The sequence below is a fragment of the Dysosmobacter sp. Phy genome (genome assembly GCF_054476235.1).
This window is the reverse complement of sequence record NZ_CM136997.1, coordinates 2,698,871-2,722,232: the sequence shown is the minus strand read 5'-3', so window position 1 is coordinate 2,722,232 and position 23,362 is coordinate 2,698,871. Positions and strand designations below refer to the sequence as shown.

At 65.9% G+C, this 23,362-nt stretch carries 26 protein-coding genes; 18 read left to right on the top strand and 8 right to left on the bottom strand.

Going from position 1 to position 23,362, the window contains the following annotated elements; all coding sequences use genetic code 11:
* Positions 1 to 67: 67 nt before the first annotated feature.
* The 9 genes from ACVDHE_RS13520 to ACVDHE_RS13480 all read left to right on the top strand — a co-directional run bounded on the left by ACVDHE_RS13520 (position 68) and on the right by ACVDHE_RS13480 (position 8,852).
* The gene (locus ACVDHE_RS13520; protein WP_458884853.1) at positions 68 to 814 is read left to right on the top strand and encodes a zinc metallopeptidase; all 747 of its coding nucleotides are present in this window, start codon (positions 68 to 70) and stop codon (positions 812 to 814) included.
* Complete coding sequence (gene rsmB, locus ACVDHE_RS13515) at positions 811 to 2,133, top strand: 16S rRNA (cytosine(967)-C(5))-methyltransferase RsmB (RefSeq protein ID WP_458884852.1); 1,323 nt, start codon at positions 811 to 813, stop codon at positions 2,131 to 2,133. The genes ACVDHE_RS13520 and rsmB overlap by 4 nt, the downstream gene beginning before the upstream one ends.
* Before the next feature lie 13 nt (positions 2,134 to 2,146).
* Complete coding sequence (gene rlmN / locus ACVDHE_RS13510) at positions 2,147 to 3,190, top strand: 23S rRNA (adenine(2503)-C(2))-methyltransferase RlmN (RefSeq protein ID WP_458884851.1); 1,044 nt, start codon at positions 2,147 to 2,149, stop codon at positions 3,188 to 3,190.
* A complete protein-coding gene (locus ACVDHE_RS13505) occupies positions 3,187 to 3,933 on the top strand; it encodes a Stp1/IreP family PP2C-type Ser/Thr phosphatase (protein WP_249539291.1) in 747 nt (248 codons plus the stop codon). Before rlmN ends, ACVDHE_RS13505 begins: the two co-directional genes overlap by 4 nt.
* A 12-nt stretch (positions 3,934 to 3,945) precedes the next feature.
* Positions 3,946 to 5,946 carry a Stk1 family PASTA domain-containing Ser/Thr kinase gene (gene pknB, locus ACVDHE_RS13500; RefSeq protein WP_458884850.1) on the top strand — a complete coding sequence of 667 codons (2,001 nt, stop codon included), beginning with the start codon at positions 3,946 to 3,948 and terminating at the stop codon, positions 5,944 to 5,946.
* Positions 5,939 to 6,826 carry a ribosome small subunit-dependent GTPase A gene (gene rsgA / locus ACVDHE_RS13495; protein WP_325227634.1) on the top strand — a complete coding sequence of 296 codons (888 nt, stop codon included), beginning with the start codon at positions 5,939 to 5,941 and terminating at the stop codon, positions 6,824 to 6,826. The genes pknB and rsgA overlap by 8 nt, the downstream gene beginning before the upstream one ends.
* A gap of 160 nt (positions 6,827 to 6,986) precedes the next feature.
* Entirely contained in the window at positions 6,987 to 7,115 is a 129-nt protein-coding gene (locus ACVDHE_RS13490; protein ID WP_256439421.1) for a hypothetical protein, read from the top strand.
* Positions 7,112 to 7,204: a stage V sporulation protein SpoVM gene (spoVM, locus tag ACVDHE_RS13485; RefSeq protein WP_458884849.1), complete on the top strand. Its 93-nt coding sequence runs from the start codon at positions 7,112 to 7,114 to the stop codon at positions 7,202 to 7,204. Before ACVDHE_RS13490 ends, spoVM begins: the two co-directional genes overlap by 4 nt.
* A 109-nt stretch (positions 7,205 to 7,313) precedes the next feature.
* Complete coding sequence (locus ACVDHE_RS13480; protein WP_458884848.1) at positions 7,314 to 8,852, top strand: DUF3794 domain-containing protein; 1,539 nt, start codon at positions 7,314 to 7,316, stop codon at positions 8,850 to 8,852.
* A 1,154-nt stretch (positions 8,853 to 10,006) separates the two neighbouring features.
* Here the strand turns inward: ACVDHE_RS13480 and ACVDHE_RS13475 are convergent.
* The 3 genes from ACVDHE_RS13475 to ACVDHE_RS13465 form a co-directional block, all read right to left on the bottom strand.
* Complete coding sequence (locus tag ACVDHE_RS13475; RefSeq protein WP_458884847.1) at positions 10,007 to 10,795, bottom strand: amino acid ABC transporter ATP-binding protein; 789 nt, start codon at positions 10,793 to 10,795, stop codon at positions 10,007 to 10,009.
* Positions 10,796 to 10,807: 12 nt separating this feature from the next.
* Complete coding sequence (locus tag ACVDHE_RS13470; RefSeq protein WP_213038510.1) at positions 10,808 to 11,560, bottom strand: amino acid ABC transporter permease; 753 nt, start codon at positions 11,558 to 11,560, stop codon at positions 10,808 to 10,810.
* A gap of 98 nt (positions 11,561 to 11,658) precedes the next feature.
* Entirely contained in the window at positions 11,659 to 12,528 is an 870-nt protein-coding gene (locus tag ACVDHE_RS13465) for a transporter substrate-binding domain-containing protein (RefSeq protein ID WP_213038509.1), read from the bottom strand.
* Between the two features lie 226 nt (positions 12,529 to 12,754).
* Here ACVDHE_RS13465 and spoIVA point away from each other — a divergent pair, with 226 nt between their 5' ends.
* A complete protein-coding gene (gene spoIVA, locus ACVDHE_RS13460; protein ID WP_458884846.1) occupies positions 12,755 to 14,230 on the top strand; it encodes a stage IV sporulation protein A in 1,476 nt (491 codons plus the stop codon).
* A 43-nt stretch (positions 14,231 to 14,273) separates the two neighbouring features.
* Here the strand turns inward: spoIVA and ACVDHE_RS13455 are convergent, their stop codons facing one another.
* The gene (locus ACVDHE_RS13455; RefSeq protein ID WP_458886185.1) at positions 14,274 to 14,612 is read right to left on the bottom strand and encodes a CPCC family cysteine-rich protein; all 339 of its coding nucleotides are present in this window, start codon (positions 14,610 to 14,612) and stop codon (positions 14,274 to 14,276) included.
* Positions 14,613 to 14,712: 100 nt separating this feature from the next.
* Complete coding sequence (locus ACVDHE_RS13450; RefSeq protein ID WP_458884845.1) at positions 14,713 to 15,306, bottom strand: methylated-DNA--[protein]-cysteine S-methyltransferase; 594 nt, start codon at positions 15,304 to 15,306, stop codon at positions 14,713 to 14,715.
* A 132-nt stretch (positions 15,307 to 15,438) separates the two neighbouring features.
* Here ACVDHE_RS13450 and ACVDHE_RS13445 point away from each other — a divergent pair, with 132 nt between their 5' ends.
* Both ACVDHE_RS13445 and ACVDHE_RS13440 read left to right on the top strand, forming a co-directional pair.
* Positions 15,439 to 16,209, top strand: a complete 771-nt coding sequence (locus ACVDHE_RS13445; RefSeq protein ID WP_213038506.1) for a type III pantothenate kinase — start codon at positions 15,439 to 15,441, stop codon at positions 16,207 to 16,209.
* Between the two features lie 15 nt (positions 16,210 to 16,224).
* Positions 16,225 to 16,383, top strand: coding sequence for a hypothetical protein (locus ACVDHE_RS13440; RefSeq protein WP_458884844.1), 159 nt, complete (start codon positions 16,225 to 16,227; stop codon positions 16,381 to 16,383).
* 50 nt (positions 16,384 to 16,433) lie between these two features.
* On the opposite strand, the gene ACVDHE_RS13435 is transcribed toward ACVDHE_RS13440, so the two are convergent.
* Positions 16,434 to 17,672: a 6-phosphofructokinase gene (locus tag ACVDHE_RS13435; protein ID WP_213038504.1), complete on the bottom strand. Its 1,239-nt coding sequence runs from the start codon at positions 17,670 to 17,672 to the stop codon at positions 16,434 to 16,436.
* 202 nt (positions 17,673 to 17,874) lie between these two features.
* Between ACVDHE_RS13435 and fba the strand changes: the two genes are divergently transcribed.
* From fba to ACVDHE_RS13420, 3 genes are all read left to right on the top strand, one after another.
* Positions 17,875 to 18,843 carry a class II fructose-1,6-bisphosphate aldolase gene (fba, locus tag ACVDHE_RS13430; protein ID WP_213038503.1) on the top strand — a complete coding sequence of 323 codons (969 nt, stop codon included), beginning with the start codon at positions 17,875 to 17,877 and terminating at the stop codon, positions 18,841 to 18,843.
* Positions 18,844 to 19,027: 184 nt separating this feature from the next.
* Positions 19,028 to 19,663 carry a helix-turn-helix domain-containing protein gene (locus ACVDHE_RS13425; RefSeq protein ID WP_458884843.1) on the top strand — a complete coding sequence of 212 codons (636 nt, stop codon included), beginning with the start codon at positions 19,028 to 19,030 and terminating at the stop codon, positions 19,661 to 19,663.
* Between the two features lie 377 nt (positions 19,664 to 20,040).
* A complete protein-coding gene (locus ACVDHE_RS13420) occupies positions 20,041 to 20,190 on the top strand; it encodes an N-acetylmuramoyl-L-alanine amidase (protein WP_458884842.1) in 150 nt (49 codons plus the stop codon).
* A gap of 100 nt (positions 20,191 to 20,290) precedes the next feature.
* On the opposite strand, the gene ACVDHE_RS13415 is transcribed toward ACVDHE_RS13420, so the two are convergent.
* Complete coding sequence (locus tag ACVDHE_RS13415; protein ID WP_325227654.1) at positions 20,291 to 20,917, bottom strand: flavodoxin family protein; 627 nt, start codon at positions 20,915 to 20,917, stop codon at positions 20,291 to 20,293.
* A gap of 224 nt (positions 20,918 to 21,141) precedes the next feature.
* Between ACVDHE_RS13415 and ACVDHE_RS13410 the strand changes: the two genes are divergently transcribed.
* Genes ACVDHE_RS13410 through ACVDHE_RS13400 form a run of 3 tightly spaced genes read left to right on the top strand, consistent with a single transcriptional unit; the run spans position 21,142 to position 22,617 of the window.
* Positions 21,142 to 21,447 (top strand): STAS domain-containing protein, encoded by a 306-nt coding sequence (locus ACVDHE_RS13410; protein WP_325227656.1) that lies wholly within the window; start codon positions 21,142 to 21,144, stop codon positions 21,445 to 21,447.
* Positions 21,448 to 21,466: 19 nt separating this feature from the next.
* Positions 21,467 to 21,916, top strand: coding sequence for an anti-sigma F factor (gene spoIIAB / locus ACVDHE_RS13405; protein WP_213038499.1), 450 nt, complete (start codon positions 21,467 to 21,469; stop codon positions 21,914 to 21,916).
* Entirely contained in the window at positions 21,913 to 22,617 is a 705-nt protein-coding gene (locus ACVDHE_RS13400) for a sigma-70 family RNA polymerase sigma factor (protein WP_213038498.1), read from the top strand. Before spoIIAB ends, ACVDHE_RS13400 begins: the two co-directional genes overlap by 4 nt.
* Here the strand turns inward: ACVDHE_RS13400 and ACVDHE_RS13395 are convergent.
* Positions 22,505 to 23,362: a TIGR03915 family putative DNA repair protein gene (locus ACVDHE_RS13395; protein WP_458884841.1), complete on the bottom strand. Its 858-nt coding sequence runs from the start codon at positions 23,360 to 23,362 to the stop codon at positions 22,505 to 22,507. The genes ACVDHE_RS13400 and ACVDHE_RS13395 overlap by 113 nt on opposite strands.

Below are 23,362 nucleotides of genomic sequence, written 5' to 3'. Positions count from 1 at the left end.
GTCCTTTTGTCACAGTAGGGATGATCGGGGCTCCGCTCCGGAATTTTTCAAACTGCGAGGTTTTTCCATGCCTTATTCTTACGGCTATTACAGCTACGGCGAGTTTCTCGCCAACAATATCTATTTCCTGCTGCTGATCCCTGTTCTCATCCTGTCCGTCTGGGCCCAGTTCCAGGTGTCCGGCAACTTCCGCCGGTACAGTCAGGTGATGAACCGCCGGCGCCTCACCGGCGCCCAGACGGCGGAGGCGGTGCTCCGGGCCAACGGCGTCGCCGGCGTGCCCGTCCGGCCCTGCCGGGGCCACCTCAGCGACCACTACGATCCCCGGGACAACACCATCTACCTCTCCGAGGACGTCTACGGCGCCGCCACGGTGGCAGCGGTGGGCGTGGCCGCCCACGAGGCGGGCCACGCGGTCCAGTACGCGGTGGGCTACGGCCCCGTGCGGCTGCGCACCGCCATCATCCCCGCCACCCAGCTGGGCTCCCGGTTCTCTTTCATCCTGCTGTTCGTGGGTCTGTTCCTGTACAGCCAGTCTCTGTTTCTGGCGGGCATCATTTTGTTCTCTCTCACCACCTTCTTCCAGCTGGTGACGCTGCCGGTGGAGTTCAACGCCTCCCGCCGGGCCCTGGAGACCATCGAGGGCACGGGGATGCTGGACGGGGACGAGTACTACGGCGCCCGCAAGGTGCTGCGGGCGGCGGCGCTGACGTATGTGGCCGCGCTGCTGATGAGCCTTTTGCAGCTGCTGCGGTTCGTACTGATCTTCCTCGGCCGCAGCGGCGGCCGGAGTGGAGACGGAGGTCGCCGATGAGCGCCCGCAGGACTGCCCTGGAGGTGCTGCGCCGCTGCCGCACCAACCAGGCCTGGGCCGACGCGGCCCTGGGCCCCGCCCTCCGGCGGGACGGCCTCACCGGCGCCGACGCCGCCCTGTGCAGCCGCCTGGTCTACGGTGTGCTGCAAAACCAGGCCCTGCTGGACTTTTACCTCGCCGCCTGGTGCTCCCAGAAGCCGGAGCACCTCCAGCCGCCCCTCCAGGACATCCTTCGCCTGGGGCTGTACCAGATCCTGTTTCTGGACAAGATCCCCGTCAGCGCCGCGGTGAACGAGTCCGTGGAGCTGGCGAAATCCTGCGGCCGCGGCGCCGCCGCCGGGCTGGTCAACGCCGTGCTGCGGCGGGCGGGCCGGGAGCGGGAGGCCCTGCCGCCCATCCCGGACAAGGACCCGGTGAAGTATCTCTCCACCCGGTACAGTCACCCCAGGTGGCTGGTGAAGCGGCTGATGCTGCTTCTGGGCAGGGAGGAGGCGGAGGCCTTCCTGGCCGCCGACAACACCCCGCCGCCCCTGACCGTCCAGGTCAACCCCCTCCGCACCACCGCGGAGGACCTGACAGCGGCCCTGACCGCCCTGGGCGTCACGGTGCGGCCCCACGCCTGGGTGCCGGGCTGCCTGGAACTGACCGGCGCCGGGGACCTGACGGCCCTGGAACCCTTCCGAAACGGAGACTTCCTGGTCCAGGACGCCGCCGCGGCGCTGGTGGCCCGGATCGCGGGGGTACAGCCCGGGGACCGGGTGCTGGACGTGTGCGCCGCCCCCGGCGGCAAGTCCTTCTCCGCCGCCTTCGCCATGGACAATCAGGGGAGCATCCGCTCCTGCGACCTCCACGAGAATAAGTTGAAGCGCATCCGGGAGGGCGCGGCGCGGCTCGGCATCTCCTGCATCGAGACCGCCTCCGCCGACGGACAGGTGTTCCGCCCGGAGTGGGAGGGGGCCTTTGACACCGTCCTGGTGGACGCGCCCTGCTCGGGCCTCGGCATCATCCGCAAGAAGCCCGACGCCCGGTACAAGCGGGCGGAGGACCTGTTCACCCTGCCCGTCGTCCAGGACGCCATTCTCCGCAACGCCGCCCGGTACGTCCGGCCCGGCGGAACTTTGGTCTACTCCACCTGCACCATTTTGCCGGAGGAGAACCAGCAGGTGACGGGGGCGTTTCTGGCGGAGACGCCGGACTTTTCCCTGTCGCCCTTCGACCTGCCGGACCCCGCGGGGACCACGGAGGGGGAGATCACCCTCTGGCCCCACCGCCACGGCACCGACGGGTTCTACATCTGCCGCATGACGCGGCGCCCTTGAGAGGCGTTTTGCTATGACCGATTTGAAATCCATGACGGAGGCGGAGGTGACCGACACCCTCCGCGCCATGGGCGAGCCCGCCTTCCGGGGCAAGCAGGTGTTCTCCTGGCTCCACCGGGGCGCCGCCTCCTATGACGACATGACCAACCTGCCCAAGGCCCTGCGGGAGAAGCTGGCGGCGGAGCATCCCTTCACGGTGCCCGCCGTGGAGCGCAAACAGGTCTCCGCCCAGGACGGCACCATCAAGTACCTCTGGCGCCTGGGGGACGGCAACTGCGTGGAGTCCGTCCTCATGCGCTACCACCACGGCAACACCGTGTGCATCTCCTCCCAGGTGGGCTGCCGCATGGGCTGCGCCTTCTGCGCCTCCACCATCGCCGGCAAGGTCCGGGACCTGACGGCGGCAGAGATGCTGGACCAGGTGCTCTTCACCCAGACCGACTCCGGGGCGGAGGTGAGCAACATCGTCCTCATGGGCATCGGAGAGCCTTTGGACAACTTCGAGGGCGTCCTGCGCTTTCTGGAGCTGGTGAACCATCCGGACAGCATGAACATCGGGATGCGGCACATCTCCCTCTCCACCTGCGGGCTGGTGCCGGGCATCCGGCGCCTTTCAGAGCTGGGTTTGCAGCTGACGCTGTCCGTCTCCCTCCACGCGCCGGACAGTGAGACCCGCTCGAAGATCATGCCGGTGAACCGGGCCTACGACGTGGAGGAGCTGTTCGCCGCCTGCCATGACTATTTCAAAAAGACCGGCCGCCGCATCTCCTTCGAGTACGCCATGATCGACGGCGTCAACGACCACGACTGGCAGGCGGACCTGATCGTCAAGAAGCTCCGGGGCATGCCGGGGCATGTGAACCTGATCCCCCTCAACGAGGTGGCGGAGAGCCCCTTCAAGCCCTCCCGCCGGATCGCGGCCTTCCAGAAGCGTCTGGAGAGCCAGGGCGTCACCGCCACCGTGCGGCGGAGCCTGGGGGGAGACATCGACGCCTCCTGCGGACAGCTCCGCAGGAAGGCCATGCTGGAAGATGAGAAAGGGGAGTGTTCCCAATGAGCCTGATGCAAGTTTGGGGCCTGACTGACACCGGCCTGGTCCGCAAGGAGAACCAGGACGCCTACGCCGCCGACCAGGTGGACGGCCACACCGTCTGCGTGGTGTGCGACGGCATGGGCGGCGCCGCCGGCGGCCAGGAGGCCAGCCATATCGCCGTTGCCACCTTTATGGAGGCCGTCCGCCGCACCCTGCGCCCGGAGATGACGCCGGAGCAGCTGCGGGAGCTGTCGGCCTGCGCGGTGGCCCAGGCCAATCGGGCCGTGCGGGAAGCCGCCGCGGCCAGCGAGGAGCGGCGCAACATGGGCACTACCCTGGTCTCTGCCGTGTCCTATGACGGCGGCGTCGTCATTACCAACGTGGGAGACAGCCGGGCCTATCACATCACCGCCGAGGGCATCACCCGGGTCACCAAGGACCACTCCCTGGTGGAGAGCATGGTGGACCGGGGCGACATCACCGCCGAGGAGGCCCGCCGCCATCCCAACCGCAACCTCATCACCCGGGCCCTGGGTCCGGACGTGTCCGCCGACAGCGATGGGTACATCTGCCCCATGGCGCCGGGGGACTACCTGCTGCTGTGCACCGACGGACTGGTGGACACGGTGACGGACCAGGAGATGCTCTTCGAGGTCATCCACGGCGAGGGCCCCGACTCCTGCCTGGACCGGCTGCTGGCCATCTCCAAGAGCCGCGGCGCATCGGACAACGTCACCGCTGTGCTGATGCTGATGCGGAAACAGTAAGGGGGGCACACCATGGACCAGTACATTGGAAAAATGCTGGACAACCGCTATGAGATCCTGGAGCGCATCGGCACCGGGGGCATGGCGGTGGTCTACAAGGCCAAGTGCCACCGGCTCAACCGGCTGGTGGCGGTGAAGATCCTCAAGAGCGACCTGGCTCAGGACGAGGACTTCCGCCGCCGCTTCAACGCCGAGTCCCAGGCCGTCGCCCAGCTGTCCCATCCCAACATCGTCTCCGTGTATGACGTGTCCCGGGGCGGGGACACGGAGTATATCGTCATGGAGCTGATCGACGGCATCACCCTCAAGCAGTACATGGAGAAGCGGGGCCGCCTGAACTGGCGGGAGTCCCTGCACTTCATCACCCAGATCATGCGGGGCCTGAGCCACGCCCACAGCCGGGGCATCGTCCACCGGGACATCAAGCCCCAGAACGTCATGGTATTGCGGGACGGCAGCGTGAAGGTGGCCGACTTCGGCATCGCGTGCCTGGAAAACGCCGCCCAGACCCTGACCCAGGAGGCCCTGGGCTCCGTCCACTATATCTCCCCCGAGCAGGCCCGGGGCGACCGCACCGACGCCCGCAGCGACATCTACTCCGCCGGCGTGGTGCTCTATGAGATGCTCACCGGCCGGCTGCCCTTCGAGGGGGACAGCGCTGTGTCCGTTGCCATCCAGCACCTGAGCTCCGTGCCTCTGGCCCCCCGGGAGATCGACCCGGACATTCCGGAGCAGCTGGAGCTGATCTGCATGAAGGCCATGGCTCCGGATCTGGAGCGGCGGTATCCTTCGGCCGAGGCCATGATCGCCGACCTGGAGGCCTTCCGCAAGAACCCCGGCGTCAATCTGGACTTTGAGCTCAGCGACCTGCGCCCGGAGGAGAGCGACGAGCCCACCATGCTGCTGCGCACAACCGGCAGCCACCGGTCCCCGAGCCCCGAGCGGGATCGCCGGGACCGGTATGAGGCCGACCGCCGGGACCGGTACGAGGAGGAGCGGCGTCCCAAGCGCCGCAAGGCGGCGGCCGGACGGATCGCCCTTCTGAGCGCCGGTACGCTGGCGGCATTGGCAGTGGTGTTCTTCCTGTTCCGGGCCATCTTCGCCTCCTTCCTGACGCCATCTGCCTCCGGACAGACCTATATCGTGCCGGATGTGGCCAACTTGACGGTGGAGGAGGCCCGGCGGCTGGATCAGGTGGCTGACGGCACCTTCAAGATCGTGGAGAAGGGCAGCGAAGCCAGCGACGTGGCGGAGGGACTCATCATCCGCCAGGACCCGGAAGAGACCAAGCAGGTCAAGGGTGAGCTCCCCATTACCATCGAGGTCTGGACCAGCGCCGGAGAGGACGTGGGTACCATGCGGGACGTCACCGGCAAGACCTATGCCGAGGCCAAGGTGGAGCTGGATGACCTCATCAAGCAGTATGATCTGACCTTTGATCTCAAGGAGGAGAGCAGCGAGGAAGTGCCCGAGAGCAAAATCATCTCCACAGACCCCGCGTCGGGCGAGGCGCTGCACCAGGGCGATGTCATTGAGCTGGTCATCAGCAAGGGCATGCCTCTGGTGCCCCTGGTCAACTTCGTGGGCAGCGACCTGGACTGGGCGCTGAATCAGCTGAGCACCCTGGGCCTGGAGAAAGGCGAGATCACCTATGAGCCCAGCGACCTGCCGGAGGGACAGATCATCTCCGTTGATCCGGCGGATTCCGAGGTCCCCAAGGGCACTAAGATCAACTTTGTGGTGAGCCAGGGTCCGGGCAGCAGCGCCGGCGGAGAGACCGGCCAGGAGGAGGGCGCCGACATGCTCTATGTGCCGCTGCCCGCTACCACCGGTACCGGTCATTTGCAGATCGTGGTCAATGATACGGTCTGGTTTGACGCTGACATCAACTACGCCAACTATGGCGGCACCTATGGCCAACTCATCACCGGCACCGGCACTGCCAACGCCGTGGTCTATATCGACGGCGCCTATTACAACACCTACCCCCTGACCTTTACCACCGATGGCTGAGGGGCGGGTGATCAAGGCCCTCAGCGGCTTCTACTACGTGGATACCGGCAGTGAACTGCTCACATGCCGGGCCCGTGGGAAATTCCGCAAGGAGGGCGTCAGCCCCCTGGTGGGGGACAGGGTCACCGTCCGGGAACTGGGCGGCGGCGAGGGCTTTCTGGAGACCATCCAGCCCCGCCGGAACGCCTTTGCCCGGCCCGCCGTGGCCAACGTGGACCAGCTGGTGGTCATCGCCTCCGGCGCCATCCCCAAAACCGACCCGTTCCTCATCGACCGGGTGGCCGCCATCGCCGCTCTGAAGGACTGCGGCGTGGTGGTGGTGCTGAACAAGTGCGACCTGGACAGCGCCGACGATCTCTACCGCATCTATGCCGCCTCCGGCTTCCCAACGGTCCGCGTCAGCGCCGAGACCGGGGAGGGATTGGAGGAGCTGGTGCCTCTGATCTCTGACAAGTTTTCTGCCTTTACAGGAAACTCCGGCGTAGGGAAGTCCAGCATTTTAAACGCCCTGGAGCCGGACTTCCACCTCCAGGTGGGGGATGTGAGCCAGGCCCTGGGCCGGGGCCGCCACACCACCCGGCACGTGGAGCTGTTCCGCCTCAAATGCGGGGCGGAGGTGGTGGACTCCCCGGGCTTCTCCTCCTTCGAGACGGAGGAGCTGAACCTGGAGTGGAAGGAGCGCCTGCCGGAGACCTTCGTGGAGTTCCGGCCCTATCTGGACCGGTGCCGCTTCACCGGGTGCAGCCACACCAAGGAGGCCGGCTGCGCCGTGCTGGCGGCCCTGGCGGAGGGAAAGATCCAGCCCAGCCGCCACCAGAGCTACCTGCGGCTGTACGAGGAACTCAAGCCCCTCAAAGCCTGGCAGGAGAAGAAAAAATGACGAACGCGCCCGGAGCGGACCGCTCCGGGCGTGTTTTATTATCCCTCCGCGCCGGGACCGCTTCCCCGGCTCACGCCCCGTCACCACCTGCCGCGCCGCCGCATATCCTGGGAACAGAGAAAGGGGTGTGAGCCGTATGTTTCGTGGAGGAGGCTGCTGGATGATGGGCGTGTGTGCCGTGGCCCTGGGGGCCGGGATCCTGATCGCCGCCATCTTCCCCGTGGGGGCGCTGCTGTTTCTGGTGGCGCTGCTGCTGATCGGGTGCGGCTGCGCCTGCTGCCGGCGATGAGAGGAGGGGAAGGTATGCGCATCGTGGTCTGGAAATCCCCGAAGATGCTGGGGGGCATCCTGCGGAAGCTGTTCCGGGTGCAGGCATAAGACAGCCGGTCCGCTCATAGGATACTGGCAGAATGACGTCCCGGCGCGGCGCAGTCCCCGGCGGACTGGCCCGGAGCCGGAGGCGACTGCCGGGAAAGGATGGGCGACCATGGAACTGGAACTGAAAAAGAAATGCTTCGACGCCTATGAGACAGGCGGTGAACTGACCGTGACCCAGGAGGAGACCGCCGAGACCATCGTGCCGGACTACTGCCCGGACATCGCGCGGATCATCGAGACAGAGGGAAAAATCTACATCCACAATCGCGAACTCCGGGACGGCCGGGCGGAAATCACCGGCACTGTGCGGGTGACGGTGCTCTATACCCCTGACGGGGAGAGCGGCATCCGCACCCTGGAGTTCGCCATGCCCTTCACCGCCGAGAGCGACGGCCGGGGGCTCACTGACTGCGCGGCGGTGCTGGCGGAGACGGAGCCGGAATTCCTGGAGACCCGGATGCTGAACCCCCGGAAGGTGTTCACCCACTGCAAGCTGGTGACCCGGATGACCGGCTGGCGCCGGACGCCGGTGGCGGTGTGCGCCGACGTGGAGGCCCCGGAGGAGCTGCGGGTGGAAAAGCGCCTGGAGCGGCAGCATGCCGTGGTGCTGACCCATGTGGCCGAGAAGGACTTCACCTTCTCCGACACTCTCACCCTCTCCCCGGGCCGGGAGGGGGCGGCGGAGATCCTCACCAGCCGGGCCGCCGGCACCGTCACCGAGGCCAAGGTGGTGGGCAGCAAGCTGATCTTCAAGGGCGTGTTCACCGCCTCGCTGCTCTACCGCGCCAACGACGGCAAGTGCGCCGCCTTCAGCGGAGAGCTGCCTTTCTCCCAGGTCATGGAGGTGGACGGCGCCGCCGAGGGCACCGAGGCCGCGGTGCGGCTCCAGGTGACCGGGGCGGATATGCAGATCGACGGCGGCGACGCCGAGGGCCGGGACATCGCCGTGACGCTGTATCTTCACGCCGCGGCTCTGCTGCGGCAGGAGCGGGACATCAGCCTGCTCAGCGACCTCTACTCCACAGCCTACAACCTCAGCTACGAGGCCTCGCCCCTGACCCTGACAGGCTTCTCCCAGAGCCTCAGCCGCCGCCAGACGGTGCGGGAGGTGCTGGAGATCGGTGTGGTGGCCGACTCCATCCTGGCCCTCTCCGCCGTCTGCGGGGCGGTGTCCGTCAGCAGGGAGGGGGGCACCGCGGTGCTGCGGACCGGAGCCACCGTCCGGGCGCTGTATCTGGACGAGGGCGGCGCGCCGCTGGTGGCGGAGCGATGCGTAGACGTCAGCTGCCAGCTGGAGCTGCCGGAGGACTGCCACGTCACCGCCCGGGCCGTCTGTCCCGAGGAGATCCAGGGCAGCCTGGGGGACCGGGGGATCGAGGTCCGGTTCCCGGTGGAGTTCCAGGCAGAGGCCTCCGCCCAGGTGAAGAAGGTTTGCATCACCGCCGCCCGGGTCAATACGGACGCCCCCAAGGACCTGGCCGGGGCGCCGTCGCTGGTGCTGCGGTGCCTGGGGCGGCAGGAGACGGCCTGGGATCTGGCAAAGCGCCACAACACCACCATTTCCGCCATTCTCTCCGCCAACCAGCTGGAATCGGAGGGGGACATCGCCGCCGAGGCGCTGCTGCTGATCCCCCGAAAGCGGGCGTAAGAGACGGGGCCCGGCTGAGCCTTCCACCAATGGGGGAATGTGGTCTGCGCAGCGGACCGGATGAGGGGAGTGGGGAGGTCGGAGTTGTACCAGCGTATCCTGCGGCGTTCCCTCCGGAGGATGGCGAAGGTTTTAGGAGGGACCGCCCTCCGGAGGCGCGGCTTTGCCGGAGGGATCCGCCCCCCATTTTCTCTTTTTGCAAAAAGAGAAAACGGGCTGCGGCCGGTCCAAAAGAGAAAAACGCTTTTGACGAAAGGGCGGCCCGAATGGGCCGCCCTTTCGTGATGCGTGGGTCGTGCGAATCGGTGCGGCGGGTGTTGATGGCCCCGCCGTCCCTGCGCCTTACCCCGGCGCTTGGAGAGCCTGGTTCCCGCATAACGACCGCGGCGGAGGGACGGGGAGGTGAACGAATAGACCAGCGCCGCTTTCCGCTGCCGCTCACCAGGCATTTGATGGGAGCTGGCAGCACGCTGCGGCGGGACATGGGTTCCACCTGCTGATGTCGTTGCCTCGCACTCGACCACTCCATTTTACCGTAGGGGTGGATGGAGGATCCGTCCGCCGCTCAGGTTCTCGCCTAGCACTGGGCCAGCGGCAGCGAAAAGAGAAGCAAACCAAGTCGACAAGCACCCACGTTCCACCGCCGCAGGGTCTATGCGGAGACAGGGTATTTCGATTGCCGGAGCATAGCGCAGGGTCGACGGGGCCATCAACACCCGCCGGACCGATTCGCCCGACCCCCGTATTCCGGCAAATAAGCCCCGGAGGGGGCGTTTTGCCGCTCCGGCGCCGGCTGCGGCGCCCCGCCCGGCCCGCCGGGTAAGGGCAGCGCCTGCCGACACCCTCCCAGTCCCTGGTCCCCTCATCCGTCCGGCCTTCGGCCGTCCACCTTCCCCCAAGGGGGAAGGCAATTTGCCGGGGATCACAGCGGCATTTCCGGCAGGGGAGAGGCTACGCAGGGCGCCCCGGACAGGGTCCCCTCATCCGCCGCAGTGTGTGCGCCGGGTACATGCTCCCAAGGGGGAAGGCTCTCCGCCAGGGCTCATGTTCCGACAAACCTGCTCACCGTCCTTGCCGGAGGAACCAGCCCGGTCCTGTCTGCAAAAAAAAGAGCGGGGCATTTGCCCCGCTCCTTCCGCGTCCGTATAAGGCCCTCAGGCGCTCTCCCCGTACCGGGAGAGGAACTGCCGCGTCCGCTCCTCCTTCGGGTTCTCGATGACCTCCCGGGCGGGGCCCTGCTCCACGATGACGCCGCCGTCCATGAAGATCACGTCGTCGGCCACGTCCCGGGCAAAGGCCATCTCATGGGTGACGATGATCATGGTGGTCCGCTGCTCCGCCAGGGAGCGGATGACCTTCAGCACCTCGCCGGTGAGCTCCGGGTCCAGGGCGCTGGTGGGCTCGTCGAAGCACAGGATGTCCGGGTGCAGGGCCAGGGCCCGGGCGATGGCCACCCGCTGCTGCTGGCCGCCGGAGAGCTGGCTGGGGTAGTGGTCGGCCCGGTCGGAGAGGCCCATTTTCGCCAGCAGCTCCCGGCCCTCGGCCTGGATCTCGTCCAGGATGGCCCTTTTGTTCTCCTTGAAGTCCGGCCGCTCCTGGCTGAGGAGCTCCTTGGCCAGGGTGACGTTCTTCAGCGCCGTGTACTGGGGGAAGAGGTTGAAGGACTGGAACACCATGCCGAAGTGGAGCCGCTTCTTGCGGACCTCGCTCTCCCGCTGGGTGGCGGGGTCGGCGGCGTCGAAGATCACGGAGCCATTCACCGCGATGGTGCCCGCATCGGGCTTTTCCAGAAAGTTCAGGCACCGCAGCAGCGTGGTCTTGCCGGAGCCGGAGGAGCCGATGATGGCCAGGGCCTGGCCCTGCTCCAGATCGAAGCTGATGTCCTCCAGGACCCGGGTGGCGCCGAAATGCTTTTCAATGTTATGTACTTCCAAAACTGCCATATGGGGTCCTCCTTACTGAAAGAAGGCCAGCTTTTGTTCCAGCTTGCCTAAGAGCACGGTGACGATGCCGCTGAAGATCAGGTAATAGACTGCCGTGAAGAACAGGGGCCAGGTGAGGCCCGCGATGTTGGAGTTGCCCTTCATGAAGGACTCGCCCATCCAGATGACCTCCTGCAAGGCGATGACCCGGGCCAGGGAGGTATCCTTGACCAGGGTGATGACCTCGTTGGACATGGGGGGCACGATGCGCTTGATCATTTGTAAGAGGGTGATGTGCCGGAAGATCTGGCTCTTGGTCATGCCCAGCACCTGGCCGGCCTCCTGCTGGCCCCGGGGCACGCCCTGAATACCGCCCCGGTAGATCTCGGAGAAGTAGCAGGCGTAGTTGATGATAAAGGCCACGCACACGGCCGTCATCCGTCCGCTCTCACCGCTGGGCCACCGGAACCAGTCCTTCATGCCCGGCACATAGAACAGGGCGATGATCTGGAGCACCAGAGGCGTGCCCCGGATGATCCATACCAGCAGGCGGCACACCAGGCTGATGGGTCGGAGCCCCAGCAGGCTCCTGAGCAGGGGAGACATGTTGGGACGGCGCAGGGACCCCAGCGGCGCCCAACGGCTCATGGAGCCGAAGCTGATGACAAGGCCCAGGGGCAGCGCGCCGATCAGGGTGATGAAGAACAGCTGCAGCGTCTTGAGGAAGCCGCTGTTCAGGGCCGACAGGACCGTTTGGAAGGTGCTGGAAGTGAAAAATTCGATCATGGTATCGTCCTCTCCGGGTGATGATGGTAGGGCAAAAGCCGCCGAAAGGCAGAGCGCGCTTGCGGCGCGCTCTGCCTTGGGTGCGTATCAGGGAGCGGTCACTCCAGGATCGCGGCGTCCTGCAGGCCGTAGGTGGTGGCCACCTCCAGCACGGTGCCGTCGGCGATCTTCTCCGCCCAGAAGGTATTGAAGGCGTCCACCAGGTCGGAGCCCAGCCGGAAGCCCACGCCGTACTCCTCAGAGGGCAGGTCCTGGGCGTCGTTGAGGTTGAGGCTGTAAGTGAGGTCGGCGTAGCTGGTGCCCTCGCCGGTCATCTCGGCGGCCATGAGCACATCGATGACGGCGGCGTCGGAGGTGCCGGCGGCCACTTCCATCAGGGCGTTGGCCTGGGCCTGGACCGGCACGGTGGCGGCGCCCAGGGCCTCGGCGGCGTCCTCACCGGCGGAGCCGGACTCCACGGCGATGTTCAGGCCCTCCAGAGAGGTTAGGCCCTCGAAATCGGCGGCCCGATCAGCGGAATAGACCAGGGTCTGATAGTTGGTGCAGTAGGGGGTGGAGGTGCCCATGGCGGCCGTGACCTCGTCGGTCAGGGTCATGCCGTTCCACACGCAGTCGATGGCCTTGGAGTTCAGCTCCTCCACCTTGTAATCCCAGGTGATCTCCTGGAACTCCACGTCCACGCCCAGGCTCTCGGCAAAGGCCTTGGCCATATCGGCGTCGAAGCCGATCCACTCGTCGCTGCCCTCGGCCTTGTAGTCCATGGGGGCGAAGTAGGTGATGCCCACCACCAGGGTGCCCTTGTCCTGGACATAGGCCAGATCGCTCTCAGTGGTCTCGGCGGCGTCGGCGGTCTCCTCGGTCTGGGTGTCATCGGCGGCGGTATCCTCCGCGGCGTCGTTGCCGCCGCAGGCGGCCAGGGACAGCGTCATGGCCAGAGCCAGCAGCAGGGCCCAAAATTTCTTGTTCATAGCGTTCCAATCCTCCAAATTTCCCGGACGTCAGTCCGTCCGTTTCATTACGTTAGCAGTTTACCATACTAAATTGTCCCTGTAAAGCCGGAAATTCCGACAAGAACGGAGAAGTAGAACAACCAGATTTGTGCAAAACCTCCAAAGCGAGACGGGCCGTCATACTTTGCCGGGGCGGGACATAGAGTTAGAACATGAATATGGAGCGGAAAAAGGACGGGATGCTATGAACGCCAGTATCTATCACAATATCGCCACCCGCACCGCCGGAGATATCTATATCGGTGTGGTGGGCCCGGTGCGCACGGGGAAATCCACCTTCATCAAGCGCTTTATGGAGACCCAGGTGATCCCCAACATCGAAAACGTCTACCGCAAGGAGCGGGCCCGGGATGAGCTGCCCCAGAGCGGCTCCGGCCGCACGGTCATGACGGCGGAGCCCAAGTTCGTCCCCGAGGAGGCGGCCCAGATCCTCTTGCCGGACGGCGGCTCCTTCTCCGTGCGGCTGATCGACTGCGTGGGCTACATGGTCAAGGGCGCCATGGGCCAGTTCGAGGGCGACGCCCCCCGGATGGTCACCACCCCCTGGTACGATCACGAGATCCCCATGACCGAGGCGGCGGAGGTAGGCACCCGGAAGGTGATCGCCGAGCACTCCACCATCGGCATCGTTGTCACCACCGACGGCTCCATCGCCGACATCCCCCGGGAGGACTACCTGGAGGCGGAGGAGCGGGTGATCCGGGAATTGCAGGAGCTGGGGAAGCCCTTCATCGTCCTGGTCAACGCCGCGGACCCGGCGGGCAGCCGGGCCCAGGCCATCGCCAAGGACATCGCCTCCCGCTACCAGGTCAACGCCATGGCGGTCAACTGCCTGGAACTGAGTGAGGAGGACGTGGCGGGCATCCTCAAGGCGGTGCTCTACGAGTTCCCCATGCAGGAGCTGGACCTGTTCCTGCCCCCCTGGGTGGACGCCCTGTCGGACCAGCACCCCATCAAGGCGGAGCTGTACGAGGCGGTGCGCCAGGGCACGGCGCAGCTGCGCCACATCCGGGAGGTGGAGGGGGTGGTGGCCTCCCTGGGGCAGTGCGCCCACATCAGCGAGGCCAAGGTCACCGCCATGGACCTGGGCACCGGCGTGGCCAAGGCGGTACTGGCCCTGCCCCGGGAGCTGTTCTACCAGACCCTATCGGAGCAGTCCGGCTTCACCGTGGCCGACGACGGGGACCTCATGTGCCTGCTGACGAAGCTGGCGGCGGTGAAGGCCGCCTACGACAAGGTGGAGGGGGCATTGAAGGACGTGCGGGAGACCGGCTACGGCATCGTGGTCCCCGGCATCGACGAGCTGACGCTGGAGGAGCCGGAGATCATGAAGCAGGGCGGCCGGTACGGCGTGCGTCTCAAGGCCAGCGCCCCCAGCATCCACATGATCCGGGCGGACATCGAGACGGCGGTGGCCCCCATCGTGGGCAACGAGAAGCAGTCCGAGGACATGGTCAACTACCTGCTCCAGGAGTTCGAGGGGGACACCAGCAAGATCTGGCAGTCCAACATCTTCGGCCGCAGCTTCCACGAGCTGGTCAGCGAGGACCTGCAGGCAAAGCTCAAGCGGATGCCGGAGGACGCCCGGAAAAAGCTCCGGGAGACGCTGGAGCGGATCATCAACGAGGGCAGCGGCGGGCTCATCTGCATCATTTTATAAGGGAAAACGGGACGCCGGAAACCGGCGTCCCGTTTTTCTCCGGTCAGGACAGCTCCTCCGGCCGGGGCGGACGGACATGGGGCAGCAGGCGGGCCTCACAGGCGTCGAAGGCGCAGTAATTGGCCCGGCCCTGCTCCAGCGTCAGGCCGTGGTTGCAGTCGCTGGGCTCCGTGTCAGAGCCCGTGAACACGTCGTTCTCCCAAAAGCACACCGGGCAGATATGGGCGAGGGCCTGCTCCGGCGGGACGGGAAGGGTGCGGCAGCCGCAGCAGGGGCAGCGGTATCTGCCGGGAGGCTCCGGAGGAGCGGCCTCCGGAGCCGGAGAACCAGCGGCGTTGTTGACGGCCTCGTGGTTGCTTTTGTTCCTGCCATGTGGTAAGATGGGGGCGAGATAGGCGGCAGGTCTCTACCTCGCCCCGTCTTTCGTGTCAGGCTCCCGTGCTCGTTAGGCTTTGGGGAGCCTGACTTTTTACTTTAACGCCTCAATCTTCTTTCGGATGATTTCGGCGGCCTCTGCGGCAGTGGTTGGCAGGAAGGTAGGTCCAGCCGCCGTCCCCTGCCGCGCCGCCCTTTGCCGGGAGAGCGGACAGGTCCGCCCCCTCCAGCTCCAGCAGAAAGCGCTTGCGCTCCACGCCGCCGGCGTAGCCGGTGAGGCTGCCGTCGGCCCCTACCACGCGGTGACAGGGGATCAGGATGGAGATGGGGTTGCGGCCCACGGCGGCGCCCACCGCCCGGGGCGCGCCGCCAAGGCCCCGGCGGCGCAGTTCCGCCGCCAGCTCGCCGTAGGTCCGGGTCCGGCCCCAGGGGATCTCGGTGAGCAGAGCCCACACCGAGCGCTGGAAATCGGTCCCGGCAGGGGCCAGCGGCGGCAGCGGCGGCAGGGAAGCGCCGGAGAAATAGGCGGTCAGATACGCCTCCGCCTGGCGGAATACCGGCAGGTCTTTTTCCTTTACATCCGTTGGCAGTCCGGCGCAGAAGTATTTCTGACCCTCCAGCCACAGCCCCGTCAGGGCCTGTCCGTCGCTGGAGAGGGTCAGTTTTCCCACCGGGGAGGGAAGGGTGGTCACATAGGTCATGGCAGCCGCCTCCTGGATCGGTTTTCTCCATTATACCCCGTCGGGTCTCCCGGCGCAAGGCACCTCTTGCGCCGGAGGGCGAGACGTGATACCATAGAGAAAACGACGAACCGAGAGAAAGGAGCGCGCGCCATGCTGCTTGCCATCGACGTGGGCAATTCCACCACCTCCGTGGGCCTGTTCGGCCGGGACGGGGAACTGCGGTTCCTGGCCTCCCTGGACACCGACAGCCGCAAGACCGCCGACCAAATCAGCATTGACCTGATGAACCTGTTCACCCTGTACCACTTTGATTATCACCAGGTCACCGGGGCGATTTTGTGCAGCGTGGTGCCGCCGCTGAACTTCATGATGGAAAAGGCTCTGACCCGGCTGCTGGGGCGGCCGCCCATGGTGGTGGGCCCCGGGGTCCGGACGGGGCTCAACATCCGCCTGACCGTCCAGAGCCAGGTGGGCGCCGACATCGTGGCCAACGCCGTGGCGGCTCTGGAGAAGTTCCAGCCCCCCATCGTCACCGTGGACATGGGCACCGCCACCACCATCGGCGTCATCTCCGAGGGGCGCAACTACGAGGGCGGCATGCTGCTGCCGGGCGTGGGCGTGTCCCTGGACGCCCTGAGCCGCCGGGCGGCCCAGCTGCCCGCCATCTCCCTCCAGCACCCCAAGGCCTTGATCGGAAAGACCACGGAGGAGTGCATGCGCGCCGGCATCGTCTACGGCACCGCCGGCATGCTGGACGGCATCGTGGACCGGATCCGGGACCAGTTCCCGGGGAAGTTCGTGACGGTGGTGGCCACCGGCGGCAACGCCCCGGTGATCGTGAAATACTGCCGCAACCAGATCGTCTACGACAAGTACCTGTTGATGGAGGGCCTGTGGACCATCTATCAGAAGAACAAGTGAGAAAGCGTGACCGGCATGACGATGTTTGCGGTGGTGTTCTGGACCCTGGCGGCGGGCCTGGCGGGCTTCGCCCTGGACTGCTTCGTCGGCGGGGGGAGCTCCTTTGGCGTGATCTTTGCCGTGGCGGTGGCCGCGGGATTCATCTGTACGTTCCTGGACCGCCGGGAGCAATAAAAAAGAGCCGAAGCGGAGTTTCCGCTTCGGCTCTTTTCGTCGGGGGATGCTTACTTCGCCAGGACCTTCTTCAGCTTGGCGAAGCGGGGGAGGGAGTCCTCCTTGGGCAGCTTGGGCTCGCCCTGGATCAGGGGCAGGACATAGTCAATGAAGGGTTTCTCCACGCCGTTGTGAGCGGCGTTGATCCACTCCAGGGGCACCTTCTTCTCGGTGTTGGCCACGTCGGTCAGGCCCAGCAGCTTCGTCTTGCAGACGTACTGGCCGTTCTCGTAGCTGCGCTCGAAGCCCACCATCTTGTCGGTGATGCCGGCCACGGCGTTCTCCACGGCGGCCTTGCCGGACATGAAGCTCTCCTCGATGTCGGTCTCGGAGGCCAGGTGCGCGCCGCAGCGCTGCAGCAGGCTCAGCTCGATGCCGCGGACCTTGGCGCCGGTGCGCTCCTTGACCACCTGGGCCAGCATGGCGGCAAGGCCGCCCAGCTGGGCGTGACCGAAGCCGTCGGTGGCAGAGGTCTTGGCCTCGGAGACGAAGGAGCCGTCGGCGTAGTGGATGCCCTCGGAGACGGCCACCATGCAGTTGCCCTTCTCCTTGTAGATGCGCTCCACGTCGGCGAGGAACTGGTCCATGTCGAAGTCCACCTCGGGCAGGTACACCAGATCGGGACCGGCGCCGTAGGCGGTGGCCAGGGCGGCGGCGCCGGCCAGCCAGCCGGCGTGGCGGCCCATGATCTCAATGATGCAGACCATGCCGGTATCGTACACACGGGCGTCCTGATAGACCTCCATGCAGCTGGTGGCGATATACTTGGCGGCGGAGGCGAAGCCGGGGCAGTGGTCGGTGCCGAAGAGGTCGTTGTCGATGGTCTTGGGCACGCCCATCACGCGGCACTCATAGCCCACCTTCTGCATGTACTTGCTGATCTTGTTGCAGGTGTCCATGGAGTCGTTGCCGCCGTTGTAGAAGAAGTAGCGCACGTCGTACTTCTTGAAGATCTCCAGGATGCGCTTGTAGTCGGTGTCGTCCACGTCGGGATCGGCCATCTTGTAGCGGCAGGAGCCCAGAGCGGAGGAGGGCGTGTACTTCAGCAGCTCCAGCTCCTTGGGATCCTCCTTGCTCATGTCGAACAGCCGGTCGTTCAGCACGCCCTTGATGCCGTGCTCGGCGCCGTAGACGGCGGTGATGTTGGGGTTGTTCAGGGCGGTGGAGATGACGCCGTAGGCACTGGCGTTGATGACGGAGGTGGGGCCTCCGGACTGGCCGAAGATGCAGGCGCCTTTCAGTTCACTCATGGGAAATCCTCCTCTTATAAACGTTTTTCTTATCATATCATTCAAAAAAAGAATTGTAAATACTTGCAATTTATTTTTTATGTGATATTATCTAAGAAGAAAATCGTTTTCGTCCAGTTGAATCACCGGATTTCACAATTACCCTTCCAGGGCTGTGAGCCGGTGGCGGCGGGGCGGAACAAATTGAACAGGAGATGATCATATGCCACTGGTTACTTCCACCGAAATGTTCAAGAAGGCTTATGACGGCGGCTATGCCGTGGGTGCCTTCAACGTCAACAACATGGAGATCGTGCAGGGCATCACCGAGGCCGCCCGCGAGGTCAACGCCCCCCTGATCCTGCAGGTGTCCAAGGGCGCCCGCGCCTATGCCAACCACACCTATCTTGTGAAGCTGGTGGAGGCCGCTGCCATCGAGTGCCCCAACATTCCCATCGTGCTGCATCTGGACCACGGCCCGGATTTTGAGACCTGCAAGAGCTGCATCGACGGCGGCTTCACCTCCGTCATGATCGACGCCTCCTCCAAGCCCTTCGCCGAGAACATCGAGATCACCAAGAAGGTCGTCGAGTACGCCCATGACCACGGCGTGGTGGTCGAGGCCGAGCTGGGCGCCCTGGCCGGCATCGAGGACGACGTCAACGTCTCCGCCGAGGCCTCTCACTATACCAAGCCCGAAGAGGTGGAGGAGTTCGTCTCCAAGACCGGCTGCGACTCCCTGGCCATCGCCATCGGCACCAGCCACGGCGCCTACAAGTTCACCGCCGCTCAGTGCACCCGCAATGAGAAGGGCGAGCTGGTCCCGCCCCCGCTGCGCTTCGACATCCTGGACGAGGTCGTCAAGCGTCTGCCCGGCTTCCCCATCGTGCTCCACGGCTCTTCCTCCGTGCCCCAGAACTTTGTGAAGATGATCAACGAGAACGGCGGCAAGATGCCCGACGCCGTTGGCATCCCCGAGGAGCAGCTGCGCCAGGCCGCCAAGAGCGCCGTCTGCAAGATCAACATCGACTCCGACCTGCGTCTGGCCATGACCGGCACCATCCGGGAGTTCTTCAACGAGCATCCCGACAAGTTCGATCCCCGCGAGTACCTCAAGCCCGCCCGCGCCGCCATCAAGGAGCTGGTGAAGCACAAGCTCATCAACGTCCTGGGCTGCGACGGCAAGGCCTGATTCTCCTGAACAAAGCGATTTAAGCAGCGAGAGGGTGCGAAAGCGCCCTCTCGTTTTTTGTCCGGCGAAAACCGCCCATTTTGCTAAATTCCACGTTCAGTTGCGGCGGTTCCACCCAAATGCGGTGGCGTTTTCCGGAGGAATCTGGTAGGATAGGCCCATCAAACACAGGGAGGACGCAACCATGACATTCGGAGAAAAGCTGCACCGCCTGCGCAGGGAACGCGGCCTCAGCCAGGAGGCCCTGGCGGCGGAGCTGGGGGTGAGCCGGCAGGCCGTCTCCCGCTGGGAGCTGGGGGAGGTGGTGCCGGACACTGCCAACGTGCTGGCGGTGAGCCGGATCTTCGGCGTGTCCACGGACTACCTGCTGCTGGACGAGTGCGACCGCGAGGGCCAGACCCCGGCGGCAAAAAGCGCCGAGCGCAGCCTCAGGGAGCGGCAGGCGGCGGTGGGACAGGGCTTCTGCGCCCGGGTGCTGTGGCTGGCACTGATCTCTCTGTTCCACCAGTACCGGCTGGACGCGGCCGGGGGCGGGGAACCGCCGGTGCCCATGTGGTGGCTGCTGGCGGCGGAGCTGGCGGCGGCGGTGTGGCTGGGGCGGCTGAACTGGCGCTACGGCGCGAAGGAGGGCGGCCGCTTCCGGGACCTGGTGGTGCCGGACCTGCTGGCGTTCACCTGCGCCTTCGGGTTGCCCTATGGCCTGGAGTGGGTGCCGGGCCGGTGGGGGATCCTCCTGGGGCAGCTGGCCGCCATTCTCCTTCTGGTGCAAAGCATCAAGACTTTACGGCTCCACTACGGCCTGCCCTGGGGGAAATCATAAGGCGCGGCACCGCGCTCCAAACATCCATTCCCCAACAAGCGGGGACTGGGGCAGCGGCGGCTTCCGCCGCGCAGCGTCCGGGGCGCGGCATCACGGCATCCGCAGCGCACAGGGCGGCTCCGCCTCGGGTCCCAGTGGCCGGAGCCGCGCAGGAATGCGCCGGGCGCATCCCAGGGACCGGTGCCGGCCGGAGATCGCCTGATCCGCATGGCCGCTGAGTATCCGCCCAGGCGGTCCAGGACTGCACTCCCTGTTTTTTGATAGATGTTCTCTTTAGATATGCGAACACCCCCTGTACAGGTCTGTTCTCCTGTACAGGGGGTGTTTTTTTCGTTTGTTCGGTTTAGGCCAAGAGCCCGGCGGCCATTGGCGCGTCGGTGTACCTGATGAAGCACATCACAGCCCCCGGCGTGCTGGTGGAGTGCGGCTTTCTCACCAACAAGGCCGAGGCGGCAAAGCTGAAAACGCCGGAGCACCAGCTGCGCCTGGCCTCCGCCATCACAGCGGGACTGCTGGGCGCAGAGTAACGGGCCGGCCTCCTGGGAAGAAGGCGGCACACAGCGCGGCTGATGAGAGGACGGCGTACGGAGTCCCGCTCCTGCGGGGACATTGCCGTTTTCCGGCCGCTCAGCGGATGAAGTTGGTCCGGGCGCCCAGTTCCGGCCGGGGCGGACAGACACCGGCTGCCCGTCCCGCCTCGATGCAGCGCAGCAGCCAGGCCATGTTGGCCGCCAGGTTCCGCAGGGTCTGGAGGCCCTCCTCATCCCGGGCCACCTCCTCCGCCTGCATGCCGTGGACCATGGTCCAGTAGGTGGAGGCCACCACCGGCATCTGAGAGATGGTGAAATATTTTTGCAGCACGTCCAGGGTGGCGCAGGTGCCGGCCCGCCGGGCGGAGGCCACTGCCGCCGCGGGCTTGTGAGCGAAGGCGTCCTTGCCGGCGTAGAAGGCCCGGTCCAGTACGGAGAGGATCAGCCCCGTGGGGTGGGCGTAGTAGACCGGGGAGCCGAACACGAAGCCGTCCGCCTCCCGGGCTTTTTCGATCAGGATGTTGACGATGTCCCCGTCAAAGGCGCACCGGCCCGGCGCCTTCTTGCAGGCGCCGCAGGCGGCGCAGTCCCGCACCGGCCCCGCGCCAAGGTGGAGGATCTCCGCCTCCAGCCCCCGCTCCTCCAGAGCGCCGGCCACCGTCCGCAGCGCCGCATCCGTGCAGCCCCGGGGGTGGGGACTGCCGTTGATCAAAAGGACCTTCATAAAAATACCGCTCCTTTACCGCTGTCATTTCATCTGGGATGGCTCCATCATAACACCGTCCGGGCGGGGGAGGCAAGGCGGCAGTGAAGATTTTCAAAAAATGGCGGACAGCGGAAGAAATCCGACAAAAAAGCGGGGGACAAGTCCCTATAATGGAGGGGAAAACCGCGCCCCGAGGGGCAATTTCAGCCTTTGCCGCGTCTGGCGGCGGATTGGAGGAACTCATGGAACTGAACGCCAAAAGCGTGGACCGCAAGCTCTTGCTGGAGCTGAGCGGCGAGGTGGACCACCACGGCGCCAGGGACGCCATCCGGCAGCTGGAGCTGGCGGTGGACGCGGCCCTGCCGCGGCAGCTGGTGCTGGACATGGCCGGCGTCACCTTTATGGACAGCTCCGGCATCGCGCTGATCCTGCGGGCCCAGCAGCGGATGCAGCTGCTGGACGGCAGCCTGCTGGTGTGCAACGTGCCGTCCCAGGCCCGCCGGGTCCTGGACGCCGCCGGCATCGGCCGGCTGGTGACCATTCGATGAAACAGGAGGGATACATACCATGAAGATCAAAGCCAACAACGAAGTGACGCTGCAATTTCCCAGCCGCAGCGCCAACGAGGGCTTCGCCCGGGCGGCGGCCGCCTGCTTCGCCGCCCAGATGGACCCCACCCTCAACGAGCTGGAGGACATCAAGACCGCCGTCAGCGAGGCGGTGACCAACGCCATCGTCCACGCCTATCCGGAGGCCATCGGCCAGGTGCAGGTGAAGCTGCGGATCTGCCCGGACAACGTGCTGGAGATCACGGTCCGGGACCACGGCCGGGGCATCCCCGACGTGGAGAAGGCCCGCCAGCCCATGTTCACCACCGGCGGCGAGGAGCGCAGCGGTATGGGCTTCACCATCATGGAGAGCTTCATGGACCGCCTGACGGTCCGGTCCGTGCCGGGCCGGGGCACCACGGTGGTCATGCGCAAGCATCTGGCGCCCCGGATGAAAGCGGTGCGATGAGCGCCGCACTGGAGCTGCTGCGGGCGGCCCAGGAGGGAGACCGGGACGCCTGCGAGCAGGCGGTCATCGAGAACAACGGCCTGATCTGGAGCGTGGTGCGCCGGTACTACGGCCGGGGCGTGGACCCGGAGGACCTGTACCAGCTGGGGTGCCTGGGATTTTTAAAGGCGGTCCAGGGCTTCGACTTCGACTATGGCACCTGCTTCTCCACCTACGCCGTGCCCAAGATCGCCGGGGAGATCCGGCGCTTTCTCCGGGATGACGGCGCCATCAAAGTGGGGCGGAGCCTGCGGGAGCAAGCGCAGACGCTTTACACTGTCCGCCAGCGGCTGCGGCAGCAGCTGGGCCGGGAACCGGTCCTCAGCGAGCTGTCGGAGGCCACAGGCTGGACGGCGGAGGAGATCGCCCAGGTGGATCTGGCCACGGACGCGCCGGACTCCCTCCAGCGGGAGACCGCCGACGGGCTGACCCTGGAGGGGACCCTGGGTACCGAGGCCCCGGAGGAGAGCCTGGTGGAGCGGATCGCATTGCGGGAGGCCATCGACCACCTGCCGGAGCGGGAGCGGATGACCATTCTGCTGCGGTATTTCAAGGGGCTGACCCAGGACCAGACGGCCCGGATCCTGGGGGTGTCCCAGGTGCAGGTATCCCGGCTGGAGCGCCGGGGGCTGAAACGGCTGCGGGAGAGCTTCGGGCCGTGAAGTGCTCCGGGCCCTGGAACTCCGTCATGGTGCCCCAGTAGCGCTGGGGCATCTGGGTCCGGCGGCAGCGGGGATTGTACCGCTCCCGGATAGCCACGGTGTCGTAAAACCGCTTCCAGAGGAGACGGTACCGGGCCTCCGCCTCCTCCGGCGGCGCCATCCGGAAGTGGGCCAGGGGCCGGATCTCCGCCCGGCCGGCGGCGTAGAGCAGCACCTCGTGGTGGGTGCGGTCGTAGAGGAAGAACTTCTCCTCCCGGTAGCGGGCGCAGAAGTGGCCGCGCAGCAGGGGCAGCACCCTGTTTTTCGGCGCGATCTCCCCGCCCAGGACGCCGCCCAGCTCGGAGAAGCGGACGAAGCCCTTTAAAAGGTGGGCCTCGCTGGCAAGATGCCGCACCGCCTGCCGCAGAGGAAGCAGCTCCGGGTCCGCCAGGTCCCGCAGAAAGCCGGGGCCCTCCTCCAGCAGCCGCCGCACCATGCGGTAGAGGTGCATCTCCCGGTCCGGAAGGCAGGTGAGAAAGCCCCGCCGCAGCAGGTCCAGGGCCTCAGGGGAGCACTTGGCGATCCGCCGCAGCACCCGGGCGGCGTGGGCCGGATCCGTCTCCACGGTCCGCACGGGAAAGAGCGTGATGGCAGGGTCCTCACCGCCGACGATGGCGGTGAGGACCTCCTTTTGCGCATAGCTCTCAAAGACGCAGCAGAGGAAGCCCTCGAAGCTGCCGTCGTATTCATAGATCATCTCGGTCAT